17 protein-coding genes and 3 pseudogenes are annotated in these 19,960 nt (G+C 74.3%); 7 read left to right on the forward strand and 13 right to left on the reverse strand.

The features are described from left to right. Positions 1-90: 90 nt before the first annotated feature. Both ABZV94_RS32515 and ABZV94_RS32520 read right to left on the reverse strand, forming a co-directional pair. Positions 91-915, reverse strand: a pseudogene (locus tag ABZV94_RS32515) (FUSC family protein); the annotation flags it as partial. Positions 916-1,041: 126 nt separating this feature from the next. Continuing rightward, positions 1,042-1,809 carry a nucleotidyltransferase domain-containing protein gene (locus ABZV94_RS32520; RefSeq protein WP_356346789.1) on the reverse strand — a complete coding sequence of 256 codons (768 nt, stop codon included), beginning with the start codon at positions 1,807-1,809 and terminating at the stop codon, positions 1,042-1,044. A 163-nt stretch (positions 1,810-1,972) separates the two neighbouring features. Between ABZV94_RS32520 and ABZV94_RS32525 the strand changes: the two genes are divergently transcribed. Further along, on the forward strand, positions 1,973-2,392 hold the full coding sequence (locus tag ABZV94_RS32525; RefSeq protein WP_356346792.1) for a RidA family protein: 420 nt from the start codon (positions 1,973-1,975) through the stop codon (positions 2,390-2,392). Continuing rightward, positions 2,389-2,844: a GNAT family N-acetyltransferase gene (locus tag ABZV94_RS32530; RefSeq protein WP_356346794.1), complete on the forward strand. Its 456-nt coding sequence runs from the start codon at positions 2,389-2,391 to the stop codon at positions 2,842-2,844. The genes ABZV94_RS32525 and ABZV94_RS32530 overlap by 4 nt, the downstream gene beginning before the upstream one ends. A gap of 167 nt (positions 2,845-3,011) precedes the next feature. Here ABZV94_RS32530 and ABZV94_RS32535 read toward each other — a convergent pair whose 3' ends face one another. Next, the gene (locus tag ABZV94_RS32535; RefSeq protein WP_356346795.1) at positions 3,012-3,707 is read right to left on the reverse strand and encodes a uracil-DNA glycosylase; all 696 of its coding nucleotides are present in this window, start codon (positions 3,705-3,707) and stop codon (positions 3,012-3,014) included. 154 nt (positions 3,708-3,861) lie between these two features. Between ABZV94_RS32535 and ABZV94_RS32540 the strand changes: the two genes are divergently transcribed. Next, positions 3,862-4,578 carry an RNA-binding S4 domain-containing protein gene (locus tag ABZV94_RS32540; protein WP_356346798.1) on the forward strand — a complete coding sequence of 239 codons (717 nt, stop codon included), beginning with the start codon at positions 3,862-3,864 and terminating at the stop codon, positions 4,576-4,578. A gap of 121 nt (positions 4,579-4,699) precedes the next feature. On the opposite strand, the gene ABZV94_RS32545 is transcribed toward ABZV94_RS32540, so the two are convergent. From ABZV94_RS32545 to ABZV94_RS32555, 3 genes are all read right to left on the reverse strand, one after another. Next, positions 4,700-5,170, reverse strand: coding sequence for a DoxX family protein (locus tag ABZV94_RS32545; RefSeq protein ID WP_356346800.1), 471 nt, complete (start codon positions 5,168-5,170; stop codon positions 4,700-4,702). Between the two features lie 147 nt (positions 5,171-5,317). Further along, a complete protein-coding gene (locus ABZV94_RS32550; protein WP_356346815.1) occupies positions 5,318-5,998 on the reverse strand; it encodes a class I SAM-dependent methyltransferase in 681 nt (226 codons plus the stop codon). Between the two features lie 74 nt (positions 5,999-6,072). Next, entirely contained in the window at positions 6,073-6,984 is a 912-nt protein-coding gene (locus ABZV94_RS32555) for an acyltransferase domain-containing protein (RefSeq protein WP_356346818.1), read from the reverse strand. 128 nt (positions 6,985-7,112) lie between these two features. Here ABZV94_RS32555 and ABZV94_RS32560 point away from each other — a divergent pair, with 128 nt between their 5' ends. Further along, on the forward strand, positions 7,113-7,436 hold the full coding sequence (locus ABZV94_RS32560) for a DUF6343 family protein (RefSeq protein ID WP_356346802.1): 324 nt from the start codon (positions 7,113-7,115) through the stop codon (positions 7,434-7,436). Positions 7,437-7,494: 58 nt separating this feature from the next. On the opposite strand, the gene ABZV94_RS32565 is transcribed toward ABZV94_RS32560, so the two are convergent. The 4 genes from ABZV94_RS32565 to rpsA form a co-directional block, all read right to left on the reverse strand. Continuing rightward, entirely contained in the window at positions 7,495-7,875 is a 381-nt protein-coding gene (locus ABZV94_RS32565; RefSeq protein WP_030642231.1) for a tetratricopeptide repeat protein, read from the reverse strand. 121 nt (positions 7,876-7,996) lie between these two features. Next, on the reverse strand, positions 7,997-8,638 hold the full coding sequence (coaE, locus tag ABZV94_RS32570; RefSeq protein WP_356346804.1) for a dephospho-CoA kinase: 642 nt from the start codon (positions 8,636-8,638) through the stop codon (positions 7,997-7,999). Between the two features lie 45 nt (positions 8,639-8,683). Continuing rightward, a complete protein-coding gene (locus ABZV94_RS32575) occupies positions 8,684-9,622 on the reverse strand; it encodes a PAC2 family protein (protein ID WP_356346807.1) in 939 nt (312 codons plus the stop codon). Positions 9,623-9,939: 317 nt separating this feature from the next. Further along, positions 9,940-11,430 carry a 30S ribosomal protein S1 gene (gene rpsA, locus ABZV94_RS32580; RefSeq protein ID WP_030642226.1) on the reverse strand — a complete coding sequence of 497 codons (1,491 nt, stop codon included), beginning with the start codon at positions 11,428-11,430 and terminating at the stop codon, positions 9,940-9,942. A 370-nt stretch (positions 11,431-11,800) separates the two neighbouring features. Here rpsA and ABZV94_RS32585 point away from each other — a divergent pair, with 370 nt between their 5' ends. Together ABZV94_RS32585 and hrpB are read left to right on the forward strand one after the other, a co-directional pair. Next, entirely contained in the window at positions 11,801-12,637 is an 837-nt protein-coding gene (locus tag ABZV94_RS32585; RefSeq protein WP_356346820.1) for a class I SAM-dependent methyltransferase, read from the forward strand. Between the two features lie 68 nt (positions 12,638-12,705). Next, a complete protein-coding gene (hrpB, locus tag ABZV94_RS32590) occupies positions 12,706-15,231 on the forward strand; it encodes an ATP-dependent helicase HrpB (protein WP_356346809.1) in 2,526 nt (841 codons plus the stop codon). A 175-nt stretch (positions 15,232-15,406) separates the two neighbouring features. On the opposite strand, the pseudogene ABZV94_RS32595 reads toward hrpB, so the two are convergent. The 3 genes and pseudogenes from ABZV94_RS32595 to ABZV94_RS32605 all read right to left on the reverse strand — a co-directional run. Then, a pseudogene (locus ABZV94_RS32595) lies at positions 15,407-15,616 on the reverse strand (porin PorA family protein); the annotation flags it as partial. Positions 15,617-15,694: 78 nt separating this feature from the next. Further along, positions 15,695-15,778 (reverse strand): annotated as a pseudogene (locus ABZV94_RS32600) (SPW_0924 family protein); the annotation flags it as partial. Between the two features lie 171 nt (positions 15,779-15,949). Next, positions 15,950-17,716, reverse strand: coding sequence for a lytic transglycosylase domain-containing protein (locus tag ABZV94_RS32605; RefSeq protein WP_356346811.1), 1,767 nt, complete (start codon positions 17,714-17,716; stop codon positions 15,950-15,952). 318 nt (positions 17,717-18,034) lie between these two features. Between ABZV94_RS32605 and ABZV94_RS32610 the strand changes: the two genes are divergently transcribed. Continuing rightward, positions 18,035-18,904 carry a DUF4184 family protein gene (locus ABZV94_RS32610; RefSeq protein ID WP_356346813.1) on the forward strand — a complete coding sequence of 290 codons (870 nt, stop codon included), beginning with the start codon at positions 18,035-18,037 and terminating at the stop codon, positions 18,902-18,904. Positions 18,905-19,960: the final 1,056 nt, after the last annotated feature.

Here is a 19,960-nt window from a genome sequence, read left to right on the forward strand (position 1 = left end):
CTGCGCTCCCGGCTGGCCGGCCTGGGCTTCGGCACGGCGGCCCCGGGGGTGTGGATCGCACCGGCCCGGCTGTACGAGGAGACGGAGCACGCCCTCCGCCGCCCGCGCGGACACCGGTTCGCCCGCCCAGTAGAGGGCGGTTGCGGCCTCGGCCAGGGGCAGGGCCGCCGCGAACCGGGCGTGCAGCCGGCGCTCGGCGGCGGAGCCGGCGTACCGGCGCAGCCGGGGTCCGGCGAGGGCGTCCTGGGCGTGGTCGAGGGCGGCGGTCAGCGCGGCCCGCCGGGCGGTGGCGTGCTCCCCGCCCACGGCGTCGAGCAGCGCGGCGACGGCGTCGTACACGTCGGCGACCGCGGCCCGTTCGCCGTCGAAGCGGAAGTCACCGGCGAGCGAGCCGGGGGTGGGCAGGGCGAGCCGCAGCGCCAGCAGCCAGCCGGCGCCGGCCAGGAAGGCGAGGGCCCGCTGCCAGCCGCTCTCGGCCGCGGGCATCCCGGCGCCGATGGCCGCGGCGACGAGCAGCTGGGTACCGGCGGCGGACGCGACGGGCCCGACCGCGCTGACGCCGCCGGCGACCAGCCCCAGCGCGGTGAGTGCCAGGGTCAGCGGTACGGCGGCCGTGCCCTGCCCGGCGTACGTGCCGAGGAGCAGCCCCAGCGCTCCGGCGAGCGCGGGCACCCCGAGCCGCTTCACGGACGCGCGCCGGCTGCCGGGCCGGTCGTTGATGCCGGCGAGCATCGCGCCGATGGCGGCGAGCACCCCGGAGGCCGTCTGCCCGCCGAGCATCCCGGCGAGCAGCAGCGGTCCGGCGGCGAGCGCGCCCCGGCACACGGCACTCCAGGGGACGGGACCGCGCTGGGCGCGGAAGGCATGAGCGAGCCAGGGGGGTACAGCGCGCCGCGACACGGGGCTCCTGTTCATACGAGGGCGGGGTGGGCCTTCGGACGACGGTGGCCGGTGGAGGTGCCTCCACGGTAGATCGCGTTCCCCGCGCGAACGGTGCGGTCACGTTTCAGGCAGGTGAAAGGTGCGGGCAGCGCGGTTTCTTTATGAACGCAACGCCTCGGTGACGATCTCCTCGGCCGCGGCCACGGCATCGGTGAGGGCGCCGGGCTCGGCACGCAGCGCACCCAGGACGGCGTCGATCCCCCGCAGTCCCGCCCGCTCCAGCAGGCGCTTGTCGTTGGTCACCCATGCGCCGCGGACGGCGAGGACGGCGTGGGCGCACTGGATGGCCGCCGTGGCCAGGGCGCCGGCGGTTTCGGTGAGGCGGCCGTGGGGGGCGTGGTGGGCCCTGGCGTAGGAGAGGGTGGCGCGGGCGGCGCCGGACCAGTGGTCGAAGGCGGTGCGGCGCAGTGCGGGCGGATAGGCGGCCGGGCGCGGCAGGTCGCCGCGCAGGACCTGGTTGAGCGCCAGTTCGGCGACGATCAGGTAGGTGGGGATCCCGGCGAGGTGGAACAGCAGCGGCTCCACCCGGAAGCGGCCCTCCCCGGCCTCGGCCAGCTCGTACTCGACGGTGTCCAGGTCCCGGTAGTGCACGTCGACCCGGCGTCCGTCGATGGTCAGCCAGGCGCCGCCGTTGAAGACGCCGCCGCCCCAGCCGCCGATGTCGCAGACCTCGCCCGGCCAGCCGAGGGCGCGCAGGTCGTCGGGGTCGAAGGGGCCCCGGTAGTAGACGGCCAGGTCCCAGTCGCTGTCCGGGCGGTGGGTGCCCTCGGCGCGGGAGCCGCCGAGGGCCACGGCCCGCACGGTGGGCAGGGCGGCGAGACGGTCGGCGGTGGCGGCGAGGAAGTCGGTGTCGGAGTACTGCGGCATGCCCTCAGCCTGGCGCAGCCGCGCCGGAATCCGCTCCTGGTATTCCGGCCGGCACCTGTGCGGCCGCCCGGACGCCCGCGTAATTGGGGTGCGGGGAGGCCCGGGGAGGTCCGATCATCGAAAAGTTGCCCACCGGCCGTCGTCGTTCGAGGAGCCGCTCACCGTGATCCGGCGCGTCACCGCCCCCGCCCTGTTCCCTCCGCCCACCTACTCCCACGCCTCCGTCGTCGAGGCCGGCACGAAGCTCGCCTTCCTCGCGGGGGCGGTGCCGCTCGACGAGCACGGAGAGCTCGTCGGCCCCGGCGACCCCGTACGGCAGGCCGAGCAGGTGATCGCCAACCTGCGGGAACAACTCCGTGTCGTCGGCAGCGGTCTGGAGCACGTGCTGTCGACGGACGTGTACGTCGTGAGCAGCGAGCCCTCGGTGCTGTCCGCGGTGTGGGAGGTGGTGGAGTCCTCGGGGCTGAGCACGGGCCCCCACTCCTCCACCCTGCTCGGCGTCGCCTGCCTCGGGTACACCGGTCAGCTGGTGGAGATCACCGCGACCGCCGTGGTGCCGGAGCGGACGGAAGACGGCCGGTGACGGAAACGGTCGTGCTCCGACGTGCCGTCGCGGCGGACGCCCGCGCCGCCGCCGACGTCTATCTGCGCTCCTTCGACGCCGCACTGCCGACCGTGGTCCGGCCGCACACCGACGACGAGGTCCGCGACTACATCCGGGATGTCGTCGTGGCGCTGCGGGAGACCTGGGTGGCCGAGGCCGCCGGGGCCGGGGTGGTCGGCCTGATGGTCCTGGACGGGGAGTCGCTGTCCCAGCTGTACCTGGACCCGCGGTGGCGGGGGCGGGGCATCGGGGACCGGTTCGTCGCGCTGGCCAAGGAACGCAGTCCCGGGGGCCTCACGCTGTGGACCTTCCAGGTCAACAAGCCCGCCCACCGCTTCTACGAGCGGCACGGGTTCGTCGCCGCCGAGTACACGGACGGCAGCGGGAACGAGGAGCGGGAGCCGGACGTCCGGTACGTGTGGCGTCCGTGACGGTCACGTCGGGCGCCCGGGTGCCCGCCCACCGCCCCGGGAGCCGGGGATCCCGGCGGAGCCGGGCAGGGTGTGGGGGCGGCCGGCGCTACGGCACCTGTCCGGACCGGACCCGGCGGACGCCGCCGAGACCGGCACCGGCTGAGGCACCCCCGCCTGCGCCGGCCCTACGGCAGCCCGGCCGCCTCCGCCGCCCTGCGCAGCACCTCGCGGAGCATGTCGGCGGTGAGCCGCCCGGTGAAGGTGTTGCGCTGGCTGACGTGGAAGCAGCCGAAGAGGTCCAGGCCGTCGAGCGCGACCCGGGTGCCGTGGGCGAAGGCCGGGCGGGGCCTGGGCACCGTCCAGCCCGCCTCCGCGAACGCGGGCAGCGCGGCCTGCCAGCCGAACGCGCCGAGGACGACCACGGCCCGCAGGGTCGGCCGGAGCAGCGTCAGCTCCTGGACCAGCCAGGGGCGGCAGGTGTCACGCTCGCCCGGGGTCGGCTTGTTGGCCGGCGGTGCGCAGTGCACGGGCGCCGTGATCCGCACGCCGTACAGTTCGAGCCCGTCGTCGGCGCTCACCGAGGTGGGCTGCGAGGCCAGCCCCACGTCGTACAGCGCCTGGTACAGCACGTCTCCCGAACGGTCCCCGGTGAACATGCGGCCGGTACGGTTGCCGCCGTGCGCGGCCGGGGCCAGCCCGATGATCACCAGCCGCGCGTCGTCCGGCCCGAACCCGGGCACCGGCCGCCCCCAGTACGTCCAGTCGGCGAACGCGGCCCGCTTCGTACGGGCCACCTCCTCACGCCATCCGACCAGCCGGGGGCACGCCCGGCAGCCGGCGACGCGCCGGTCGAGCCGGGCAAGGGCGGTGCTGTCGTCCATACGGCCACCGTATGCCCTGGGGCGGTTCACCGAACCCCGCTCCCGTGGAGGCCCAACTCCGCCGGTGAGCCGGGGTGTGCGGGGCTTCACGGGCCCCTGCGGCCACCTCGAAAACGCTTCCGGGTCCCCGGGTCCGGGGCGTTAAGGTCGGTGCATGGCTACCGATGACGCGGACGAGAACGTGGACCGTGGGACCGTCGAGGGAACCGGCGAGCCGGGCGCGACCGCCCCCGCTGCCGCCGGCCAACCACTCGATCCCCAGGTCGCCGCCGCGGTGGCCGCCGCCGAGGCCGCCGGGGCCGCCAACGGCGAGTCCGTCCGCATCGACAGCTGGATCTGGGCCGTCCGTCTGATCAAGACCCGCTCCCTGGGCGCCGCCGCCTGCCGGGGCGGGCACGTGCACGTGAACGGTGAGCGGGTGAAGCCCGCCTACTCGGTGCGGGTCGGCGACGAGGTGCGGCTGCGGCACGAGGGCCGGGAACGGATCGTGATCGTCAAGCGCCTGATCCGCAAGCGGGTGGGCGCCCCCGTGGCCTCCCAGTGCTACATCGACAACTCCCCTCCGCCTCCGCCCCGCGAGGCCGTCACCCCCGTCGGCCTCCGCGACCCCGGCGCCGGCCGCCCCACCAAGCGGGACCGCCGCGAGCTGGAACGCCTCCGCGGCCTCACCGGCGCGGGCATCCCCCCGGGCTTCCCCGGCTTGACCGAACTGGGCGGACCCGGCACGTCCGGCGGCCGTGGCGGGTCCGGCGGCCGTGGTGGACGAGGCGCCTCGGGCACGTCCCGCGAACGCGGCGGCTCCGGTGGACGCGGCGCCTCCGGCGGCTCGGCGGGCTCCGGCGGCTCGGGCGGCCGGCCACGCGGACGCTGAACCGCCGACCGCGCCCCTGCCGAGACCGCACCCGTGCCGGACCGTCGGCTGCCCGGTAGTCGGCTGCCGGACCGTCGGCTGCCGGTCGGCCCACGCCCCCGCCCGGTCGGCGGCGGCACCGTCACCGTCGGCCCAGCATCCGCAGCAGTTCCCCGTTGTGCGCTCGGCGGGTCCAGGCGATCACGGCGAGGGGGACGATGAGGATCAGCGGGGTCGCCGCGTTCTGGCCGTCGAATGCGGTGACCTGGACGATGAACGCCCCGACCATGAGCGCGCCGAGGGCGATCGCCGCCACGGACTGCAGCACCGGGACCAGCAGCGCGATCGCTCCGGCGAGCTCCAGCGCCCCGATGGTGTACATGGCCCCGCTGCCCCAGCCGATCCTGTCGAAGGCCTCGACGGCCGTGGGGTGTGCGATGAGCTTGGGCAGGGCGCTGGCGACGCCGTAGAACAGCGCGAGCAGCACCTGCACCACGCGCAGGGCGACCCGGGCCGCGCGCGCCCGGCCCATGAGCGCGCCGGGGGTGACCGCGGCGGCGGTGACCGCGGCGGACGTCGTCGTGGAGCTGACGGGAGCGGTGGTCTCGGACATGAGGGTCTCCTGGTGAAGCGGTCCCGATTGCTGTCACCGAGGTAGACCGCCCGGCGGCCCAGGACTCATCGGCCGGCACGCCACCGGCCGGGAACGCCCGCCCACCGCTCCTCCTGGTGATCGAACCGTCGCCAGGAGCCGAGGTGGCTACGCCGAGGGCACCGCCCGCACCCACATCCCGTCCGGGGTCAGATACCTGTCCACCTCCAGTCCCGCCTCCGCCAGCGCCGACTCGAACTGCTCCTTCGTCAGGGGTCTGGAGAGAAAGGTCTGCGTCCAGACCGCGTCCGGGAAGACATACTCCGCGTGGACCGAGTTCACCCCCTCCCCGGCCGGCTCCACGGAGGCGATCCGCACGGTGAAGCCGCTCGGGTCGACCCGCTCCCTGGGCACGTCGGTGTGATGGTGGGGCCCCTCCCGCTGGATCAGCACGCAGCCGCCGTCCGCCACGTGCCGGGCGCAGGTGCGCAGCATGCCCCTGCGCACCTCCTCGTCGCCGGCGTGCACCAGGAACGACGCGAGCATCACCACGTCGAACTTCTCGCCCAGGTCGAGGTCCTCGATGGAGCTGCGTATCGTGCGCGCTCCGCGGACCCGGGCCAGCATCTCGGCGGACTCGTCCACCGCCGTCACCGTGAAGCCGCGCTCCAGCAGGGGGCGGGTCACCCGGCCCACCCCGCTGCCGAGTTCCAGGATGTGCGCCCCGGCCGGTACGGCCGCGGCGATGATGTCCGGCTCCTCGCCCACCGGCAGGCGCGCGTACAACTCGACCGCGCAGCCGTCCGGGGTGATCGCGCCCGGTCCCGTGCCCTCGTAGCCCTCACGCATCTCGATCCTCATGCCCGGACAACGGCCCGCTCCCGCACGCCCGTTCCCACCTTGTCCCGGTTCACTCGTTCGAGCTATTCAGCGCGGAACGGGAACCATCCGTGCCCGATGTACCAGTGGCCGCCCGCCCGCAGATGGTCTCCGACGGCCCGCTCCACGGACGTCCGGCGGGGCAGCGTGGCCACCGGCAGCTCCGGGTCCCCGAAGACGAACCGGACGGGCTCGGCGTCGGCCGGCTCGCTCTCCTCAAGGGCGATGCGGAACCGCTCCTGGAAGCGCACGATGTTGGAGTCGGCGGGCAGGTACCGCCGCAACTGCGGGTCCAGCAGCCAGGAGTGGCACAGCACCGCCACCGGCTGCTCCTCGGGGAAGCACCGGGCGAAGAACGTACGGGCCAGCGCCAGGGAACGGTCGCAGGCCGACGGGGCCAGCGGGCCGTGGAAATCGGGGATGTGCAGGTTCAGGCAGGATGCTCCGGGCGCCGCGTCCAGTCCGGCGGACGCCGCGGCCCGCGCGTCGCGGTCCCCGAGCCGTGCGCGCTCGAACTGCAACCGCCCGAGCTGGTACAGCTCGCCGCGGAAGTGCCGGACCAGCCAGCGCCACGACTGCACCCCGGCCCTGCCCCGCCGTCTGCGGTGCACGACGAGGTGACGGCCCAGGTCGGCCAGGGTGCGCCGGGAGATCTCGGCCGGGATGCCGCGGGCCCGGTGATGGGCCTGGGTGCGCGGGTGCGCGGCGAGGAGGACGTGCAGGGCGAAGGTGTCCGTCAGGTCGGCGGGAGCCGAGGCGAGCAGGCCGGGCAGCTCCGGCGTGCGGCCGGTGTCCTCCGGCTCGCGGAACACCTCCTCGACGCACGTCGCCAGGAGTCGGAGCGTGCCGGGATCGCCGGTCAGCCTGCGCCACTGGGCGACGAGTTCGTTGACGTGCTCGTGCGGCACGGCGAGGTCGAGGAGCAGTTCGGGCAGGTCGTCGGCGTCCGGCAGCACGGGCGGTCCCCCTTCGGCCTCGGCGGACGGCGCCACCGCACCCCCCTCATCGCGGGTTGACGTCGCCTCGTCGGCTGTTGATGCGCGTCGTCGTCGAAGAGTACGTTGCAGGCAGGAGTGATGAGCCGATGCGTACGGGCAGTGAGCCGGCGACCGCGCGCAGTGCACTGCGGGCGCGGTTCTGGCTGAGCCTGTGGGGGCTGGGCTGGGCGGTGTTCGGCACGGTGGCGTTCGCGCTGGCCGGGCGCCTGGGCTGGGCGGTGGCCTGCGGGGTTCTGTGGCTGCTGATCACCGTCGACATGACCCTGATCCTCCGGCACATCCGGCAGGGCCCGCACTACCAGCCGGGCCGGGACGTACCGCCGTACCCGCCGCCGGAGGTACCGCCGTACCCGGTGCCGCGGAGGCACCACCTTCCGTATCGACGGCCGCCGCGCCACCGCCATCCGTGACCGGCCGCCGTCTTCCGTGTCCCCGGCACCGCCCGCCCGGTCACCGACCGTGACACCGTCACTCCTCGAAGCGTGCCGCCTTCAGGTACTGCGGGTTGGGGTCCAGCGCCGCCGCCAGCCGGAAGTGACGCTTGGCCTGTTCGGGGCGGCCCTGGCGCTCGTAGGTGCGGGCCAGCGCGAAGTGCGCGAACGCGTTGTCCGGCTCGCGCTCCAGCACGATGGTGAACTCGAGCTCGGCGGGACGCAGTTGCGCCGCGGCGAAGAAGGCACGGGCGCGCAGCAGCCGGGCCGCGGTGTTCTCGGGGTGCGCGGCGATGACTCCGTCGAGCAGTTTCACCGCGCCCCGCGGGTCCCGCGCGTTGAGCAGCTGCTCGGCGGCACGGAAGTCGATGACATGCGTTTCCGGAGTACGTCCGGTGGAACCGCTGGTCTCGGGCACGGCAGAGTCCTTCCCTCACTCCCGGGCTTCAACGCCCCGGGCCGGACCGCTATTCCATGCCGGTGGGCGATATCGGCCGTTCCGCACCTTCTATTCCGTACCGCCGGCGCTCTCCGCTCTCTCAGCGCTCCCCCGCGCCGTCCGTGCCCTCCGGGGCCGCGCCGGCCTGCCGTGCCCGGCGCGCGAGGTCCTCCCAGACCTCGGCGACGCGCTTCCGCAGCGCGTCCAGGGGCACGTCGTTGTCGATCACGATGTCCGCGATCTCCCGGCGCTGCTCGCGGGTCGCCTGCGCGGCCATACGCGCGCGTGCGTCCTCCTCGGTCATCCCCCGCAGCCGTACCAGCCGGTCGAGCTGGGTCTCGGGACTCGCGTCCACGACGATCACGACGTCGTAGTGCGGGGCGAGGCCGTTCTCGGTGAGCAGGGGCACGTCGTGGACCACCACGGCGTCGGTGGCCGCGGCGCTCTCCAGCTCGCGGGAGCGGGCGCCCACCAAGGGGTGCACGATCGAGTTGAGCAGGGCGAGCTTCTCGGGGTCGGCGAAGACGATGGAGCCGAGCCGGGGGCGGTCGAGGCTGCCGTCGGCGGCGAGGACGTCCGTCCCGAAGGCGTCGACCACGGCCGCGAGACCGGGCGTGCCGGGCGCCACCACCTCGCGCGCGATGCGGTCCGCGTCGATCAGCACGGCCCCGTGCTGCACGAGCAGCCGCGACACCTCGCTCTTGCCGGCGCCGATCCCGCCGGTCAGGCCCACTGTCAGCATGAGCGGAAGCTTAGGCCCTCCCTGCGCCGGCGGGACCGGCGGAGGTCAGTTGTCGCCCTCGCGCTCGGCCAGGAAGCGCTCGAACTCGCGCCCGATCTCGTCGGCCGACGGGATCTCCACGGGCTCGGCGAGCATGTTGCCCCGGGTCTCGGCGCCGGCCGCGGCGTCGTACTGGTGCTCAAGGCCCTGGACGAGCGCGGTCAGTTCCTCGTCGCCCTCCTGGATCTGCCGGTCGATCTCGGTCTGCGTGCGGTGCGCGTCGGTGCGCAGCGCGTGCGCGACGCCGGGCAGGACCAATCCGGTGGCGGCCGTGATGGCCTCCAGGACGGTCAGAGCGGCGTCCGGGTACGGCGAACGGGCGATGTAGTGCGGGACGTGCGCGGCGACGCCCAGGACGTCGTGCCCGGCCTCCATGAGGCGGTATTCGAGCAGCGACTCGGCACTGCCGGGCACCTGCGCCTCCTCGAAGGGGCTGCGGTGGCCGGGGACGAGGTCGGTGCGGTTGCCGTGCGGGGTCAGGCCCACGGGGCGGGTGTGCGGGACGCCCATGGGGATGCCGTGGAAGTTCACGGACAGGCGCACGCCGAGCCGCTCCACTATCTGCTGCACGGCCGCCGCGAACCGCTCCCACTCCACGTCCGGCTCGGGGCCGGACAGCAGCAGGAACGGGGCACCGGTGGCGTCCTGGACGAGGCGGACCTCGATGGCCGGGGTCTCGTAGCCGGTCCAGCGGTCCCGCTTGAAGGTCAGCAGGGGCCGGCGGGCGCGGTAGTCCACGAGCCGGTCGTGGTCGAACCGGGCCACGACCTGGTGGGGCAGTGAGTCGAGCAGCCGGTCGACGATCTGGTCGCCGGTCTCGCCCGCGTCGATGTATCCGTCGAAGTGGTAGAGCATGACAAGGCCGGCCGACTCCTGGGCGAGCGCCATGTCCACCACGGCGAGGCCCTTCGGCTCCCATGCGTACAAACCCTGCGGATCAAGCACTGTGACCGCTCCTCCTCGTGTTCCCCAAGGACAACGCGCCCCGGAGCAGCGGAATTCCCACGACACGCCGCTGATCAGCGATCTCCCGCGGGGACGTCTTGACGATCCGTCACCTGGTCCGCACCGGTGGGCAGCCCTCCCCCTGCGCGGACGCACGCCGCCCGCCCCTGCCGACGGCACGGTGCCCCTGACCACCGCCGGCAGGGGCGAGCGCGTTCACGCCGGCAGCGCGGCGCCCGTCCCGGACAACGCCGAGGGGCCGCACCTCGAAAGGTACGGCCCCTCAGCCTGCTATCGGCTAAGCCTTGCGGCTGGCGTCAGCTCTGCCCACCGGCCAGCTTCTCGCGCAGCGCGGCCAGCGCCTCGTCCGAGGCCAGCGCACCGGAGGTGTCCGCGCCCTCGGAGGAGTACGAACCGCCGGTCGCGGCCGGAGCCGCGGCCTCGCCGCCCTCGGCGGCAGCGGCAGCGTCGGCCTCGCGGGACTTGATGACCTGCTGCTGGTGCTGCTCGAAGCGGGCCTGCGCCTCGGCGTACTGGCGCTCCCACTCCTCGCGCTGCTTCTCGTAGCCCGGCAGCCAGTCGTTGGTCTCCGGGTCGAAGCCCTCGGGGTAGATGTAGTTGCCCTGGTCGTCGTAGGACGCGGCCATGCCGTACAGGGTCGGGTCGAACTCGACCGCCGTCGGGTCGGCACCGAAGGACTCGTTGGCCTGCTTCAGCGAGAGGCTGATGCGACGGCGCTCGAGGTCGATGTCGATGACCTTGACGAAGATCTCGTCGTTGACCTGGACGACCTGCTCCGGGATCTCCACGTGGCGCTCGGCCAGCTCGGAGATGTGGACCAGACCCTCGATGCCCTCGTCCACGCGGACGAACGCACCGAACGGCACCAGCTTCGTGACCTTGCCGGGCACGACCTGGCCGATCTGGTGGGTGCGGGCGAACTGCTGCCACGGGTCTTCCTGGGTCGCCTTCAGCGACAGGGAGACGCGCTCGCGGTCCATGTCGACGTCGAGGACCTCGACGGTGACCTCCTGGCCGACCTCGACGACCTCGGACGGGTGGTCGATGTGCTTCCAGGACAGCTCGGAGACGTGGACCAGACCGTCGACGCCACCCAGGTCCACGAAGGCACCGAAGTTGACGATCGAGGAGACCACACCGGAGCGGACCTGACCCTTCTGGAGGGTCGTGAGGAACGTCTGGCGGACCTCGGACTGGGTCTGCTCCAGCCAGGCACGGCGGGACAGGACCACGTTGTTGCGGTTCTTGTCCAGCTCGATGATCTTGGCCTCGAGCTCCTTGCCGACGTACGGCTGGAGGTCGCGGACACGACGCATCTCGACCAGGGAGGCCGGGAGGAAGCCGCGGAGGCCGATGTCGAGGATGAGACCACCCTTGACGACCTCGATGACGGTACCGGTGACGATGCCGTCCTCTTCCTTGATCTTCTCGATGGTGCCCCAGGCACGCTCGTACTGGGCGCGCTTCTTCGAGAGGATCAGGCGGCCTTCCTTGTCCTCCTTCTGGAGGACCAGGGCCTCGATCTCGTCGCCGACGGCGACGACCTCGTTCGGGTCGACGTCGTGCTTGATCGAGAGCTCGCGGCTCGGGATGACACCTTCGGTCTTGTAACCGATGTCGAGCAGGACCTCGTCCCGGTCGACCTTCACGATGACGCCGTCGACGATGTCGCCGTCGTTGAAGTACTTGATCGTCTCGTCGATCGCTGCGAGGAAGGCTTCCTCGTTACCGATGTCGTTGACCGCTACCTGCGGGGTGGTGGCGGTGGTCTCGGTGCTGCTCGTCATGTGGGAAAGGGCTCCGGTACGGACATTGAAGTCGTAGGTACTGCTTACGCCGGGAGCCCGTTTCGCTCTGCAGAAGCCGGACAGCCAAGGAAGCGCCACTTTGAGCACCGGGTGCCCGGTGGCGCCTCGACAACCGAGGGGACATACAACAGATGCGAGCGCAGCCTGCTACGTCTGAGGTGCGCAGGCCCGCAGCGCAACTTGTAGCATACGGGGGCAGCCGGACAGGGTCAATGCGCGAAGGCGCACACCCGGGGCAGATCGCCGCATAACCGGCAGAAATATCGTCCCAACAGGCCACACGGGCCCGGGGGAAACCTTCCATGCGGACCCCCGGCGGGTTGGACGGAAGAGTACGACGAGGGAGCCGATCATCCAAGAGCCGGAAGCGCACCAGCCGGAGGGGGCCGACGGGTACGAACCGGAGGCCACGCGACGTGACGCGGGGGTCACGGAGAGCGCGCGGGCCAACCGGGGCTGGTGGGACCGCAACGCCGACGAGTACCAGGTCGAGCACGGCACGTTCCTCGGTGACGACCGCTTCGTGTGGGGCCCGGAGGGCCTGGACGAGGTCGAGGCCGAGTTGCTCGGCCCGCCGGAGGAGCTGAAGGGCAGGGCGGTCCTGGAGATCGGCGCGGGCGCGGCGCAGTGCGCCCGCTGGCTGGCCGCCCAGGGCGCGCGCCCGGTGGCCCTGGACCTGTCGCACCGGCAGCTGCAGCACGCGCTGCGGATCGGCGGATCGTTTCCGCTGGTCTGTGCGGACGCCGGCGCGCTGCCCTTCGCGGACGGCTCCTTCGACCTGGCGTGCTCCGCGTACGGGGCGCTGCCCTTCGTGGCCGACCCGCGGCTGGTGCTGCGCGAGGTGCACCGGGTGCTGCGGCCGGGCGGGCGGTTCGTGTTCTCGGTGACGCATCCGATCCGCTGGGCGTTCCCGGACGAGCCGGGCCCGGAGGGCCTGTCGGTGTCCTCGTCCTATTTCGACCGCACCCCGTACGTGGAGCAGGACGAGCAGGGCCGCGCGGTCTACGTGGAGCACCACCGGACGCTCGGCGACCGGGTGCGGGACATCGTGGCCTCCGGGTTCCGCCTGGTGGACCTGGTGGAGCCGGAGTGGCCGGCCTGGAACACCTCGGAGTGGGGCGGCTGGTCGCCGCTGCGCGGGAACCTGATCCCGGGCACGGCGATCTTCGTGTGCGAGCGGGACTGAGGCCGGCCGGGCCGCACGCGCGCGTGAAGGTGTGAAGGGTGTTTCGGGCGGCGTACGACACTGGGGGCGTGATCCGTTACGACGCCCTGGACGCCCTTCCCGTGCGCGGCGCCCTTCCTGCCCTGGCCGAGGCCCTGGACGGGCACGGCACCGCCGTTCTCGTGGCGCCGCCCGGCACCGGCAAGACGACGCTCGTGCCGCTGGTGCTGGCGGGGCTGGTCGGTGGCGGCCCGGCGCGGCGGGTCGTGGTGGCCGAGCCGCGGCGGATCGCGGCGCGGGCGGCGGCCCGGCGCATGGCGTGGCTGCTGGGCGAGAAGCCGGGCGGCAGCGTCGGCTTCACGGTGCGCGGCGAGCGGACCGTGGGGCGGGACACGCGCGTGGAGGTCGTGACGACCGGTGTCCTGCTGCAGCGGCTCCAGCGTGACCAGGAGCTGGCCGGGGTGGACGTCGTCGTCCTCGACGAGTGCCACGAGCGGCATCTGGACGCCGACACGGTGGCCGCGTTCCTGTGGGACGTGCGGCAGGCGCTGCGGCCGGAGCTGCGGCTGGTGGCCGCTTCGGCGACCACGGACGCCGAGGGGTGGGCGCGGCTGCTCGGCGGGGCGCCGGTGGTCGAGGCGGCGGGCGCGGCGCATCCGGTGGAGGTCGTGTGGGCTCCCCCGGCGCGTCCGGTCCGGCCGCCGCACGGGATGCGGGTGGATCCGGCGCTGCTGGCCCACGTGGCGTCGGTGGTACGGCGGGCGCTGGCCGAGCGGGCCGGGGACGTGCTGTGTTTCCTGCCCGGCGTCGGCGAGATCGCGCGCGTGGCGGGCCTGCTGGGGGACCTGGGCGACGTGGACGTGCTCCAGGTGCACGGGCGGGCGCCGGCCGCCGTGCAGGACGCGGTGCTGGCGCCCGGGGCGCGGCGCCGGGTGGTGCTGGCGACGTCCGTGGCCGAGTCGTCGCTGACCGTGCCCGGGGTGCGGGTGGTGGTCGACTCCGGGCTGGCGCGGGAGCCGCGGGTGGACCACGCGCGCGGGCTGAGCGGGCTGACGACCGTGCGGGCGTCGCGGGCGTCCGGGCGGCAGAGGGCGGGGCGGGCCGGACGTGAGGCACCAGGTGCGGTGTACCGGTGCTGGGCGGAGGCCGAGGACGGCCGTCTGCCGGCCTTTCCGGCGCCGGAGATCAAGGTGGCGGACCTCACCGCGTTCGCCCTCCAGGCGGCCTGCTGGGGCGATCCGGACGCCTCTGGTCTGGCGTTGCTGGATCCTCCGCCGGGCGGGGCGATGGCGGCGGCGCGGGAGGTGCTGGCGGCCGTGGGAGCGGTCGACTCCGCCGGGCGGGCCACGGAGGTCGGGGTGCGGCTGGCCCGGCTGGGGGTGCACCCCCGGCTGGGGCGGGCCCTGCTCGACACCGCCGGTGCGGGGGCCCCGGTCGTCGCGCTGCTCTCGGAGGAGGTGCCGCGGGAGTACGGCGACGACCTCGCGGGTGCCTTGCGGCGGGCCCGGGGCGGGGGTGACGCGTACGCGGGGCGGTGGGCCGCGGAGGTGCGGCGGCTGCGGGCCGCCTCCCGGGAGTCGTCCCATCCGCCGGCCCGTGACGGTCGGCCGGAGGGGACCGCAGGCCTCGGGCCACGCACCGGCGACGACAAGCTCGCCGGGCTCGTCGCCGCCCTGGCCTTTCCCGAGCGGGTCGCCAGGCTGGACGGCGGGTCGTACCTCATGGCGTCCGGGACCCGGGCCGAGACGGCCGAGGGGTCCGCGTTGCGGGGCGCTCCCTGGATCGTCGTGGCCGTCGCCGACCGGCCCGCCGGCAAGGGCCACGCGCGCGTGCTGCTCGGTGCGGCCGTGGACGAGGACGTGGCGCGGGCCGCCGCCGGCGCGCTGGTGACGGAAGGCGACGAGGTGCACTGGGCCGACGGGGACGTCGTGGCCCGGCGTGTCGAACGGCTGGGGGCGATCGAGCTGGCCGTCCGGCCCCTGAAGGACCCCGATCCGGCTCTCGTGCGCGGCGCCCTCCTCGACGGGCTCCGGCAGGACGGGCTCGGGCTGCTCCGCTGGTCGCCGGAGGCGGAGGTGCTGCGGCAACGGCTGGCGTTCCTGCGGGCGCACCTGGGCGAGCCGTGGCCGGACGTGTCCGACGCGGCGCTCCACGCGCGCGTGGACGAGTGGCTGGAGCCGGAGCTGAGCCGGGCCCGGCGGCGCGCCGATCTCGCCCGGATCGACGCGGGACAGGCGCTCACGCGGCTGCTGCCCTGGGCGAGCGGGGACGCGGCCCGGCTGGACGAGCTGGCGCCCGAGCGGATCGTCGTACCCAGCGGGTCCAGGATCCGGATCGACTACCGGGACCCCGAGCGGCCGGTTCTCGCCGTGAAGCTCCAGGAGATGTTCGGGCTGCGGCAGACCCCGGCCGTGGCGGGTGTGCCGCTGCTCGTGCATCTGCTCTCGCCCGCCGGGCGGCCCGCCGCCGTGACGGCCGACCTCGCCTCCTTCTGGGCGGACGGTTACCGGGCCGTCCGGGCGGAGCTGCGCGGCCGGTACCCCAAGCACCCCTGGCCGGAGGACCCGGCGACCGCCGAGCCCACGCGGCACACCAGCGCGCGGCTCAGGCGCTGACCGGCTCGGGCTCCTCCGTCCGCGTGGGCGCCAGGCTCCCCCGGGGGCGCCCTCGGCCTCGGCGTGCTCCTCCTCGCCCTGTCCCTCTGACTGGAGGCCCGCGCCCGCCGCCCCCAGACCCCGCTCGGCGGGCGCGCGAAGGTCACCGCGTTCGCCGGGGACGTGAAGATGCGCGGGTCTGCACGACGGTGACGTCGGAGACCTTCTTCGCGCGCATGGTGCCGTAGTCGAGGAGGGTGGCGTTCCGGGCCTCCAGGACCATGGCCTGGTACTGGTTGGCGGGGATGCGGGCCAGGCGGGGGAAGGCGTACCAGCGCGACAGCGGGGCCAGGGCCGCGCAGAACACGGCACAGGCCGGCAGGACCAGGCTTGCCTTGCGGCGCATTCCGGCCTCCCTTCCGGACGGCGTGGCCGGACGTCCCCCGAGCCGCTGCTGACGACGGTGCCCGCGCACCCGTGACCACGACGGCGAGCCCAGCGCGCTGATCGCGAGGACCAGGGCGAACGCGAGGGCGAGACCGGTCGCGGCGGCGATCAGGGCGCGCATGCGGGGCCTCCCCGACGGACGGTCGTGTCCTGACGGGCTCCCACCGGATCCTGATGGGTCGTCAGGTTCGGCACCGTGGCAACGGGCGGGCGAGATGAGAACAGCGGTGCACGCAACCAGAAGGGGGCCCGCCCGCCGCAGCGGATCGGGCGCCCTGTGCGCCGCTGGGCGTCAGGAGGAGGACGCGCTCGGGGCCGGGTCGGCCGGGGTGTCCGCGGCGGCGACCTTCAGTTCGACCGTGAGCGTGGCGCCGCCCGTGGTGGTGACGCGGAGCAGGAACGTGCCGGTGGTGTCGTCGGCGTACAGCTTCGGCAGCGTGAGCAGGCCCTTGTCGTCCGTCTGCAGGCCGGTGAGGGTGCGTACGGCCTTGCCGTCGGCGTCCTTGAAGTAGGGGCCCTTGTCGTTCTCCGTGGCGTCGTCCGCCGACTTGACCAGGGTGGCGGTGGCCGCGACCTTGTCCGCGACGGCGCCCTTGTAGGTCGCCTTCACCTGGACCTGGTCGGCGAACTCGCCGCCCGGCGTGCAGCTCAGCGGGGTGTCGCTGGTGCGGGCCAGGGTGTCGGCGGCACGCGCGGTGACGGTCGCCGCGAAATCGACGCCCTTGACCGAACGGCCCACGACGGCGGCGGTGACCTTGAAGTCACCGGTCTTCTCGCCGGCCTGGAGCGCCGGGGCGAGCGCGATGCCCTTGGCGTCGGTGGCGACCGTGGCCACCGTCTCGCCGCCTGCGAAGGTGGCGTCGGTGTCCCCGGTGATGGTGAACCGGATCCGCACCTTGGCGACGGACTTGCCGACCTTGGTCTCGGCGCGGACGCTGACGGGCTCGGCGAAGGCGTCACCGGCCATGGCGGTGAGCTTTCCGGTGCCCGCGCCCACCAGGTGGTCCACCAGATCGGTCGGCGTCTGCGGGTCCGTCGGCGGAGCGGGCGGCGTCGGCGGGGCGGGCGGCGTCGGCGGGGCCGGGGATGTCGGCGGCTTCGGGTCGGGGCTCTCGCTCCCGCCGTGGTCGCCTCCGCCGTTGCCGGGCTTGTGGGGCGTCGAGTGCGGCTTGGTCCTCGGCGGGTCGGAGGGCTTCGAGGACGTGGTGTGACCGGAGTCGCGGTCGCTGCGGTGCTGGGGGATGCCGCCGGTGCCGTCGGGGATGGAGTGACTGCTCCTGCGGTAGTACTCCAGCCAGTTCAGGACCAGGTCGAGGTAGTCCTGCGAGTTGTTGTAGCTGAGGATCGCGCTGTGCAGGCCGCTCTCGGTGGACATGTCCCAGCCGTTGCGGCACAGGTAGTGGCCCGCGGCGAGGGCGGCGTCGTAGACGTTGTTGGGGTCCTTCTTGCCGTCCCCGTTGCCGTCGCGGCCCGCCCACGCCCAGGTGGACGGGATGAACTGCATGGGGCCGACGGCCTGGTCGTAGGTGCTGTTGCCGTCGTACGCGCCGTCGTCGGTGTCCGGGATGAGCGCGAAGCCGTTGCCGTCGAGCTGCGGGCCCAGGATCCGGCCCACGGTGGTGCCGTCGGCGTCGACCCGGCCGCCGCGGGCGTGCCCCGACTCGACCTTGCCGATGGCGGCGAGCAGTTGCCAGGGCAGGTTGCAGCCGGGCTTGGCGGAGCGCAGTTCCGCCTCCGCCCGCTTGTAGGCGTCGAGGACCGTCGCCGGGATGCCCGCCTCGGCCTCCCCGCGGGTGACGGGGGTGCCGGCGCTCGACGAGGGACTGGGGTTGGGGCTCTTCAGGGGCGGCAGGTCCGTGTAGTACGGCGAGTTGCCGGTGGCGTTGGCCTCGGCGGCCCCGTCCGCGGCGGGGGCGCTGGTGCCGGCCGCCGCCTGTCTGCCGTTGTCCTCGCTGGTCACTCCCGGAGCCTGGGACGCGGAGAGAGCCGCGACCGCTGCCGCGGCCACGGCGGTGGTCGCCGCTCCCTTGCGCAGCCGCCTGCCGAAATGCGCCGCCATAGAGTGAACCCCTCCCGTGGACGCCCGTGCGTCCGTCTCCTTCTGCCTGCCTCGCTCTGGTGTGACGGTTGACCCGGTGCTGTGGTTGCGCCTGTTCCGCCTTTCCGTCCGTGCGACGGGTGTACGGCGGTGCGCCCCGCACGGCGACGCAGGTGACATTACGACAACTTGCTTGGAAGCTGCACGGGTTCGCGCCCGGATTTCACCGGTTGGCCAACTGTCGTCTCCCGCGCCCGTCCCGGCCGGCGGTCACGCATACTGAGCCGACCTGATCACCGGCGCCGCGTTCGGGGCCGCCGACCGTTCCGGGGGGCTCTGTTGCCGTTCACGCTCAGCCATGCGGCGGCCGTGCTGCCCGCGATCCGCCGGGACGGCAGCGGCCGGGGGCGGCTGGTGCCGACGGTGCTCGTCGCGGGCTCCTTCGCGCCCGACATGCCCTATTACGCGGCCGGTGTCCTGCCGGGCGGAATGGAGTTCGGCGCGGTCACGCACGCGTTCGCCGGCGTGGCGACGGTCGATGTGCTCATCGCCTGGGCCCTCGCGGGGCTGTGGCTGCTGCTGCGGGAACCGTTGCTCGCGCTGCTGCCGCGGGCCCGGCAGGGGCGGCCCGCCGCCCTGCTGCGCTGCGGTGCGCCCCGCGCGCGCGTGGGTGCCGCGTCGGCGGGGTGGTGGTACGCCTCCGCGGTGCTCGGCTCGCTCACGCATGTGGTGTGGGACGCGTTCACGCATCACGACCGGTGGGGCACCCGGCTGATTCCGGCCGTCGGGCGGGACCGTCCGGCGGGCGTGCCGCTGTTCACCTGGCTGCAGTACGGCTCGTCGGCGGCGGGTGCCGTGGTGATCGCCGGGTTCCTGGTACGCGCGCTGCGGCGGGCGTCGCACGGGGTGCCGGCGGGGGTGCCGGTGCTGTCCGTCGCGGACCGGTGGCGGGCGCTCGCGGTGATCGGTGGCTGCGCGCTGGCCGCGGCGGTGCAGCGGACGGCGCGGTGGTGGCAGCGGCGGGGTACGGCCGCAGGGCCGTGGGAGCTGGTGCCCACCCTGTGCTTCGGGGTGGGCGCCGGGCTGGCCCTGGGGCTGCTGCTGTACGCCGTCGGGATCAGGGTCTGGCGTCCGGCCGCTGCCCCCGGTGATCCCGGTGATCCCGGTGAGGCGGTCGGTGCGGGCCGGGGGCGGCCGGCCGCTCGGTGACAGACGCGACGAAGACCGTGAGGGTCGGCCGGGGGCGTGATCTCGGGATCACGGTGAGGACGAGGGCGGCATAGCCGCGGGCCAGATCGGTCCACTGACGCCAGTCGGCGGTGCGGGCCGCGCGGCCGGCGACCCTGCGCCGGAGGTCCTTGCGGAGGGTGCGGACGGTCGTGGCCAGGTCGGCCGGGATGCGGGCGGTGCTTGCGTCGGCCGCGAGGGCCGGCACCGGCGCGGCGGGCACGGCCTGCGTCGAGGCGGTGCCCGCCCAGACCCCGACTGATGCCTCGGGCGTCCGGCGGTGAAGCATGCGTATACCCATGCCCGCAGTGTTGCGGCTGCGGGGGGTGCGGGGCGTTTTGGCGGGGGCCGTTCGGGTTGTGACGGATCCCTCCGGGGGTTCGGCCGGATGTTCGAGCTTGGGGTGGGGTACCGCGGGAGCGGATGGGCGGTCGGGGGGCGGTGGGTGCGGGGCCGCGTGGCCGCGTCGTGCGGGTGGTCGGCGGGAGCGGGCGGGCTGGTCGGGGGGCACGCGGGACCGCCTGGCCGCCTCGCACGGGGGGTGGCGGGAGCGGGCGGGCCGGTCGGGGGATGCGGATGCGGGGCCGCATGGCCGCGTCGTGCCGGGTGGTCGGCGGGAACGGGTGGGGCTGGTCAGGGGGCGGCGGATACGGCACCGCCAGGCCGCCTCGCACGAAGTGATCGGCAGGAACGGGCGGGACGGCCAAAGGGGCGGCGGATACGGCACCGCCAAGCCCCCTCGCCCCGGAAGGGTCGGCGCGAGCAGGCCGACCGGTCAGAGGGCGGTCGATGCGGCACCGCCAGGCCGCGTCGCCGGGGGTCGCCTCCGCCGCGGTGGAAGGTGAGCGGCGTGACCGCGGGGCCGTGGTGGAGGCCCGCACTGGCCCCGGCTTGCGGTGGGATCACGGCCGGCCCGCCGTACCTGCGCCTGACCACCGGTCGGCGGCGCGGACTGACGGGCCGGCTTCTGCGCGCCGGGCCCGCCGCCGCTCGCCGCCCGGCCGGCCTGGACCGTGGTGACGTCCCTACCGGTGAGGC

It is taken from the genome of Streptomyces sp. NPDC004658 (assembly GCF_040609555.1).
Lineage (GTDB): Bacteria > Actinomycetota > Actinomycetes > Streptomycetales > Streptomycetaceae > Streptomyces.